The organism is Streptomyces sp. NPDC005811 (assembly GCF_040630405.1).
Taxonomy (GTDB): Bacteria; Actinomycetota; Actinomycetes; order Streptomycetales; family Streptomycetaceae; genus Streptomyces.
In genome coordinates this window covers 48,209-56,089 of the sequence record NZ_JBEXXK010000071.1, presented here as the reverse complement: position 1 = coordinate 56,089, position 7,881 = coordinate 48,209, and the positions used below count along the sequence as shown (strand labels likewise).

Genomic DNA, 7,881 nt, shown 5'->3' with positions numbered 1-7,881 from the left:
CGGGGCGGGGAGATCCGCGGCCTTCACCTCCGACCTGGCGCCCCACTGGGCCCCGCCGGGCTTCCTCGCGTGGGACTGCTATCCGGTGCTGTGGGTGGTGGGCCGCCGTGTCCGGGACCCCGCCCAGACCCTCGCGCGGGGTCCAGGAGGCGCGGATCTCGATCTGCGAGTTCGCCGGCCGCTCCGCGAGACCGCCGAAGTAGTGCGAGCTCGCCCGGGTGACCGTCCCGCTCGGCTCGCCGTACGCGAGACCGCGCGCCTGGAGCGCACCGGTCAGCCAGGACCAGCACACCTCCGGCAGCAGCGGGTCGGCCGCCATCTCCGGCTCCAGCTCGGCCCGCACCAGCGTCACCAGCCGGAACGTCCCGCGCCAGGCGTCGTGCCCGTCCGGGTCGTGCAGCAGCACCAGCCGCCCGTCGGCGAGATCCTGCTCGCCGTCCACGACGGTCGCCTCCAGGGCGTACGCGTACGGGGCGAGCCGCTTGGGCGCCGGGGTCGGGTCGACCTCGATCTGCGGCCGCAGCCGCGCCGCCCTCAGCGCGTCGACGGCGGCCCGGAACGGCAGCGGTGCCGACCTGCTCCCATCGCGCTCCCCCTCGTTCGCCTCGTCCATCCCGCCAGCGCCGTCCGACAGTCGTCCCTGAGCCGCAGCCATGCGGGGAAGATTAAGGGGAACGACGGCCTCGCGCAGGGCAAGACACCCGCGCGGGACGCGCGGGCGGCTGCGCGCTGGGCGAACACGCCCCCCGCCCGCAAGGGCCGAACGGGTGTCTCGGAGGCACGGCGGGCGGCGGTGGGGGCGGCGCCACCCGCTCCGGCGCCGTGCGAGACTTGCCGTCGTGAGCGCGAACGAGAGCCCCGCGGGCCGGCAGCCGACAGCGACGTACGACAGCCCCTTCCTGAAGGCGTGCAGGCGCGAGCCCGTGCCGCACACCCCCGTGTGGTTCATGCGCCAGGCGGGCCGCTCGCTGCCGGAGTACCGCAAGGTCCGCGAGGGCGTCCCGATGCTCGAGTCCTGCATGCGGCCCGACCTGGTCACCGAGATCACCCTCCAGCCGGTCCGCCGGCACGACGTGGACGCGGCGATCTACTTCAGCGACATCGTGATCCCGCTCAAGGCCATCGGCATCGACCTCGACATCAAGCCCGGTGTCGGCCCGGTCGTCGAGCGCCCGATCCGCACCCGCGCCGACCTCGCCCAGCTCCGTGACCTCACCCCCGACGACGTCTCCTACGTCACCGAGGCCATCGGGCTGCTCACCGCCGAACTCGGCGCCACCCCGCTGATCGGTTTCGCGGGCGCGCCGTTCACCCTCGCTAGCTACCTCGTCGAGGGCGGCCCGTCGCGCACGTACGAGAACGCCAAGGCGATGATGTACGGCGACCCGGAGCTCTGGGCCGACCTGCTCGACCGTCTCGCCGAGATCACGTCGGCGTTCCTGAAGGTCCAGATCGAGGCGGGCGCGAGCGCCGTCCAGCTCTTCGACTCCTGGGCCGGCGCCCTCGCCCCCGCCGACTACCGCCGCTCCGTGCTGCCCGCCTCCGCGAAGGTCTTCCGCGCCGTCGAGTCCTACGGCGTCCCGCGCATCCACTTCGGCGTCGGCACCGGTGAGCTGCTGAACCTCATGGGCGAGGCCGGCGCGGACGTCGTCGGCGTCGACTGGCGCGTCCCGCTGGACGAGGCCGTCCGCCGGGTCGGCCCCGGCAAGGCGCTCCAGGGCAACCTCGACCCGACCGTCCTGTTCGCCGGCACCGAGGCCGTCGAGACCAAGGCCCGCGAGGTCCTCGACTCGGCCGCCGGCCTGGAGGGCCATGTCTTCAACCTCGGCCACGGTGTGATGCCGTCCACCGACCCGGACGCGCTCACCCGGCTCGTGGAGTACGTCCACACCCAGACGGCCCGCTGAGCCGCGTACGCACCTCACCACCCGGGCCGCGCCCGCCGTCCGAACAGCAGTCCGCGCGGCTCCGGGGGCGGCGGGGTGCCCGGCTTGAGCGGCCAGGCCAGCAGCATGCCCGTCAGGAAGCCGACGACATGCGCCGCGTACGCCACCGTGCCCGCCTCGGAGACCCCCTCGCCTGAGGAGTACACCGCCTGGAGCCCGAACCAGAAGCCCAGCACCAGCCAGGCCGGCAGCCGCAGCGGCAGGAAGACCAGGAACGGCACCAGCACCCACACCCTGGCCCTCGGATACAGCACCAGATACGCGCCGAGCACCCCCGCGATCGCCCCGGACGCGCCGATCAGCGGATCGGTGGAGTCCGCGTTCAGCAGCGCGAAGCCGTACGACGCCGCATAGCCGCACGCGACGTAGAACAGCGCGAAGCGGACGTGGCCCATGCGGTCCTCGATGTTGTTCCCGAAGATCAGCAGGAACAGCATGTTGCCCAGCAGATGCAGCCAGCCGCCGTGCAGGAACATCGCCGTGAACACGCTCAGCACCGGCGACTTGACGTAGTCCGGCGGGCCCAGCGCGCAGCCGCCGCCGCGGACGCCGCCCGTCGGGACGAGCTGCGGGAGCTGATCGTGGATCAACTCGCGCGGCACGGCCGCGTAGTGCTCCAGGAAGGCGTGCAGATGGCAGGTCTGCGCCAGGGCGCTGTCGCCGGCCACGGAGCCCGACAGGCCCGGCATGAACCAGAAGACCAGCACGTTCGCCGCGATCAACGCGTACGTCACCACGGGCGTGCGGCGCACCGGATTCACGTCATGGACGGGGATGACCACAAGGAAGTACTGCCCCCGATCCGTTCGCCGAATCGGTGAACGCGGTCCGCGGTGGCCGCGTATGAACCGGCAACCGCCCGCGGCCCGGGGAAGGCGGACCGCGGGGACGACGTGAGGAACAGACGATGAACGACCGAGTTACCCCCGCGATGCACGCCACGCCCGACGGTGAGGCGGAGATCGCCCTGGTCATCCGGCTGCCCTGGGAGGACGTGGCCCGGCTCGGCCAGGAGGCCGGGCGGCTCGCCTCGCAGATGCAGCGGCCGGTGACGCTTGACGAGGCCGTGTCGCATCGGCTGCGGTCGCGGCCTGCGGCGGCTGCGCATGCGAAGCCGGCGGAGCAGGTGGCTGCGGCGGCGCCGGTTTCCGCGTTGCCGCGGCTCGGTACCGCGTAAGCGGGAGCGTTTTCGGGTGCGGGTGCGTGGGGGCTGGTCGCGCCCGCGGCGGAGCCGCAAATCGACAGGGCCCCCGCGCCCCTAGGGAGTTGTTCTCACCTTCGTCGCAGCCTTGCGGGCCGCCACCAGGACCGGGTCCCACACCGGTGAGAACGGTGGGGCGTAGCCCAGGTCCAGGGCCGTCATCTGTTCCACCGTCATCCCGGCCGTCAGAGCCACCGCCGCGATGTCGACCCGCTTGGCCGCGCCCTCCCTGCCGACGATCTGGACGCCGAGGAGGCGGCCGGTGCGGCGTTCCGCCAGCATCTTGACCGTCATGGGGGAGGCGCCGGGGTAGTAGCCGGCGCGGCTGGTGGACTCGATGGTGACCGTCTCGTACTGGAGGCCCACCCTGCGCGCGTCCTTCTCGCGCAGGCCCGTGCGGGCGATCTCCAGGTCGCAGACCTTGCTGACGGCGGTGCCGACGACACCGGGGAAGGTGGCGTAGCCGCCACCCGCGTTGGTGCCGATGATCTGGCCGTGCTTGTTGGCGTGGGTGCCGAGGGCGATGTGCCGCTCCTGCCCGGAGACCAGGTCGAGGACCTCCACGCAGTCACCGCCCGCCCAGATGCCGGCGTGGCCGCGCACCCGCATCGCCAGGTCGGTGAGCAGACCGCCGTGGACGCCCAGCGGCAGGCCGGCGGCTTCGGCGAGGGTGGTCTCGGGGCGGACGCCGATGCCGAGGACGACCACGTCCGCCGGGTACTCGGCGTCCTTCGTGACCACCGCCCGCACCCGGCCGTCCCCGCCGGTGGGCAGGTCGGTGACCTCGGCGTCGTTGACCATGGTGATGCCGAGGCCCTCCATGGCCCGGTGGACCAGCCGGCCCATGTCCGGGTCCAGGGTGGACATCGGCTCGCTGCCGCGGTTGACGACGGTCACCTCGTAGCCGCGGTTGATGAGCGCCTCGGCCATCTCGACGCCGATGTAGCCCGCGCCGACGACCACGGCCCGCCGCCCCCGCGCGCGGGCCAGCGTGTCCAGCAGCGCCTGGCCGTCGTCCAGCGTCTGCACACCGTGCACGCCCGGGGCGTCCACCCCCGGCAGGTCCGGCCGGACCGGGCGCGCCCCGGTCGCGATCACGAGCTTGTCGTACGACGTCCAGGACGCGTCCCCGGAATCGACGTCACGCGCGCGTACCCGCCGCCCGGGCACGTCGATCTCCGTGACCTCGGTGCGCAGCCGCAGGTCGATCCCGCGCGCGCGGTGCTCCTCGGGGGTGCGGGCGATCAGGTCGTCCCGGTCGGTGACATCACCGCCCACCCAGTACGGGATCCCGCACGCGGAGTACGAGGTGAAGTGGCCGCGCTCGAAGGCGACGATCTCCAGCTCCTCCGGCCCCTTGAGACGGCGGGCCTGGGACGCCGCGGACATGCCCGCCGCGTCCCCGCCGATCACGACCAGTCGTTCCCGCGCAGGCATGCTCATACGAACACGCTACGGGGGCGGCGGACTTCAGTCCCCCTCGGGCCCGCCCGGCCTCCGGCGGCGCGGCAGCCGCAGCCAGGCCAGGACGAGCAGCAGGGCCACCACGAGGAACGGCAGCACCGCGCCGAAGACCACGGTGATCCAGCGCAGCACGCTCACGAACGCGTCCCAGCCGCCCGCCAGCGCGTCCAGGAAGCCCGGGTCGTCGTCCTCGGCCGCCTTCGGGGCCGGCTTCTCCGACAGGCTCAGCGTGATCGTCGCCAGGCTGGTGCGGTCCTTCAGGGACGCCTGCTGGGCGAGCAGCGCCTCCAGGTCGGCCTCCCGGCTGCTCAGTTCACCCTCCAGGGTGACCACATCGCTCAGTTTGGTGGCCCGGTCCATGAGGGCGCGGACCCGGGCGACGCTGGCCCGCTGGGACGCGATGCGGCTGTCGACGTCGACGACCTGGTCGGTGACGTCCTGGGCCTTCGCCGTGCGCTCCAGCAGCTCGCCCCCGCCCTGGAGGTCGGCGAGGACCTCGTCGTACCGCTCGACGGGCACGCGCAGCACGACCCGGGTGCGCTCGGCGCCGTCCCCGTCCCGGTTCGTGGTCTCGTCGCCGACGTAACCGCCCGCGTTCTCGGTGGTCGTCCGGGCCGCGTCGAGGGCCTTCGGGACGTCCTTGACCCGCACGCTCAGCGAGGCGGTGCGGATGATCCGGTTCGCGGTGAGCTTCGGCGCGGAAGAGGCCTGGGAGCCGCTCGACCCGGCGCCCGGCTTGGCGTCGGACCGGCCGACCTCGCCGGCGGCCGCCTTGTCGGCGAGGCTCGCGCTGTCGCCCCCCGAGTCGCTCGCGCCGCTGCACCCGGTGAGCGCGAGCGCGGCGGCGAGCAGGACGCCGGCCAGGGCGTGGACGGGCCGTACGGATCGTCGTGCGTGCATGTGGACGTACCCCCGGGGTTTTGACGACTGACGCTCCTTCGACGCCGGGGCGGCCCGGGACGTTGGACGGAATCGGTTCCGAAGCGGTCACGGTCGGGACTCGGAGGGGCCACACGGCCCTGGCGGCGGTGTCGGTGGGGTCTGAGAGAGTGGGGGACATGAGCGCAACGGGTACGCGTGCGGGGCAGCACGTCGTCGTCATCGGAGCCGGCATCGCAGGCCTGGCCGCCGCCCACCGGCTGCTGGCGCGCGGGGCGAAGGTGACCGTGCTGGAGGCCTCCGGGCGGGTCGGCGGCAAGCTGCTGCCCGGCGAGATCGCCGGCGTCCGCGTGGACCTCGGCGCCGAGTCGCTGCTCGCCCGCCGCCCCGAGGCCGTCGCCCTCGCCCGCGAGGCGGGACTGACGGACCTGTTGCAGCCGCCCGCCACCGCCACCGCCTCGATCTGGACCCGCGGCGCGCTGCGCCCCATGCCCAAGGGCCATGTCATGGGCGTCCCCGGCACCGCGGCGGCCCTGTCCGGCGTGCTGTCCGACGAGGGACTCGCCCGCATCGAACGCGATGCGGACCTGCCGCGCACGGAGGTCGGCGAGGACGTCGCGGTCGGGGAGTACGTGGCGGCCCGGCTGGGCCGCGAGGTCGTCGACCGCCTGATCGAACCCCTCCTCGGCGGGGTGTACGCCGGGGACGCCTACCGCATCTCGATGCGCTCGGCCGTACCCCAGCTCTACCAGGCCGCGCTCACCCACACCTCGCTCACCGAGGCCGTCCGCGAGATCCAGGCCAGGGCCGCCGCGCAGCAGCAGACCGGCCCGGTGTTCACCGGCATCGAGGGCGGAGTGGGCCGGCTGCCCCTCGCGGTCGCGGAGTCGGTCCGGGCGCGGGGCGGCGAGATCCACACGCGCGTGCCCGTCACCGGCCTGCGCCGCGAGCCGGACGGCTGGCGGGTCACCACCGGCGAGCGCGCGCTGCACGCGGACGCCGTGGTCCTCGCCGTGCCCGCGCCCGCCGCCGCCGCGCTGCTGGCCGCCGAGTCCCCGGCCGCCGCCGCCGAACTGCGCACCGTCGAGTACGCCTCGATGGCCCTGGTCACCCTCGCCTACCGCCGCTCCGAGGCCGCCCTGCCCGAGGGCAGCGGCTTCCTCGTCCCGCCGGTCGACGGCCGCACCATCAAGGCGTCGACGTTCGCCTCGCAGAAGTGGGGCTGGATCGCCGACGAGGACCCGGACGTGCTGGTGCTGCGCACCTCCGTCGGGCGGTACGGCGAGACGGAGATCCTCGGCCGCGACGACGCCGGCCTGGTGGAGGTCTCCCGCCACGACCTGCGCGAGGCCACCGGCCTGACCGCCACGCCCCTTCGGACCCGGGTCACCCGCTGGACGGACGGCCTGCCCCAGTACCCCGTCGGCCACCACGCGCGCGTGGCCCGCATCCGCGAGCACGTGGCGAAGCTCCCGGGCCTCGCGGTGTGCGGCGCGCAGTACGACGGCGTCGGCGTCCCCGCGTGCATCGCGAGCGCCCACGCGGCCGTCGACCAGATCCACGGCGATCCGAGCGCCGTACAGGAGCTCACCGCCCACCCCGTGCAAAGTCTGCACGGCGGAGCAGGAGAATGAGAACCATGAGTGACGACGCCCCCACCACCGAGTCCTGCAGGATCCCGAACAAGGGCAAGCTGGCCAAGGACCTCAACGAGGTCATCCGCTACACGCTGTGGTCGGTCTTCAAGCTGAAGGACGTGCTGCCCGAGGACCGTACGGGATACGCCGACGAGGTCCAGGAGCTGTTCGACCAGCTCGCCGCGAAGGACGTGACGATCCGCGGCACGTACGACGTGTCCGGCCTGCGCGCCGACGCCGACGTCATGATCTGGTGGCACGCCGAGACCAGCGACCAGCTCCAGGAGGCGTACAACCTGTTCCGCCGCACCCGGCTGGGCCGCGCCCTGGAGCCGGTCTGGTCGAACATGGCGCTGCACCGCCCCGCCGAGTTCAACCGCTCCCACATCCCGGCGTTCCTCGCCGACGAGACGCCCCGTGACTATGTGAGCGTCTACCCCTTCGTCCGCAGCTACGACTGGTACCTGCTGCCCGACGAGGACCGCCGCCGGATGCTCGCCGACCACGGCAAGATGGCCCGCGGCTACCCGGACGTCCGCGCCAACACGGTCGCGTCCTTCTCCCTCGGCGACTACGAGTGGATCCTCGCCTTCGAGGCCGACGAGCTGTACCGCATCGTCGACCTCATGCGCCACCTGCGCGCCTCGGAGGCCCGGATGCACGTCCGCGAGGAGGTCCCGTTCTACACGGGCCGCCGCAAGTCGGTGGCGGACCTGGTGGCGGAACTGGCGTAACGCGAGGGGGCGGGGAACTG

General features: G+C 73.4%; 7 protein-coding genes and 1 pseudogene. 4 read left to right on the top strand and 4 right to left on the bottom strand.

All coding sequences use genetic code 11. From position 1 onward, the window contains the following. Positions 1-97: 97 nt before the first annotated feature. Positions 98-655: pseudogene (locus tag ABZ490_RS45995) on the bottom strand (DUF3000 domain-containing protein); the annotation flags it as partial. Positions 656-839: 184 nt separating this feature from the next. On the opposite strand from ABZ490_RS45995, the gene hemE reads away from it, so the two are divergent. Beyond that, on the top strand, positions 840-1,907 hold the full coding sequence (hemE, locus tag ABZ490_RS45990) for a uroporphyrinogen decarboxylase (protein WP_359004762.1): 1,068 nt from the start codon (positions 840-842) through the stop codon (positions 1,905-1,907). Positions 1,908-1,921: 14 nt separating this feature from the next. On the opposite strand, the gene ABZ490_RS45985 is transcribed toward hemE, so the two are convergent. After that, a complete protein-coding gene (locus ABZ490_RS45985) occupies positions 1,922-2,728 on the bottom strand; it encodes a rhomboid family intramembrane serine protease (RefSeq protein ID WP_359004759.1) in 807 nt (268 codons plus the stop codon). Between the two features lie 125 nt (positions 2,729-2,853). On the opposite strand from ABZ490_RS45985, the gene ABZ490_RS45980 reads away from it, so the two are divergent. Next, positions 2,854-3,123, top strand: a complete 270-nt coding sequence (locus ABZ490_RS45980) for a hypothetical protein (RefSeq protein ID WP_359004756.1) — start codon at positions 2,854-2,856, stop codon at positions 3,121-3,123. A gap of 81 nt (positions 3,124-3,204) precedes the next feature. Here ABZ490_RS45980 and ABZ490_RS45975 read toward each other — a convergent pair whose 3' ends face one another. Further along, entirely contained in the window at positions 3,205-4,590 is a 1,386-nt protein-coding gene (locus ABZ490_RS45975) for an FAD-dependent oxidoreductase (protein ID WP_359004753.1), read from the bottom strand. Between the two features lie 27 nt (positions 4,591-4,617). Continuing rightward, positions 4,618-5,511: a DUF4349 domain-containing protein gene (locus ABZ490_RS45970; RefSeq protein WP_359004751.1), complete on the bottom strand. Its 894-nt coding sequence runs from the start codon at positions 5,509-5,511 to the stop codon at positions 4,618-4,620. A 158-nt stretch (positions 5,512-5,669) separates the two neighbouring features. On the opposite strand from ABZ490_RS45970, the gene hemG reads away from it, so the two are divergent. Beyond that, entirely contained in the window at positions 5,670-7,124 is a 1,455-nt protein-coding gene (hemG, locus tag ABZ490_RS45965; RefSeq protein ID WP_359004748.1) for a protoporphyrinogen oxidase, read from the top strand. A gap of 5 nt (positions 7,125-7,129) precedes the next feature. Then, a complete protein-coding gene (gene hemQ / locus ABZ490_RS45960; protein ID WP_359004745.1) occupies positions 7,130-7,861 on the top strand; it encodes a hydrogen peroxide-dependent heme synthase in 732 nt (243 codons plus the stop codon). Positions 7,862-7,881 lie beyond the last annotated feature (20 nt).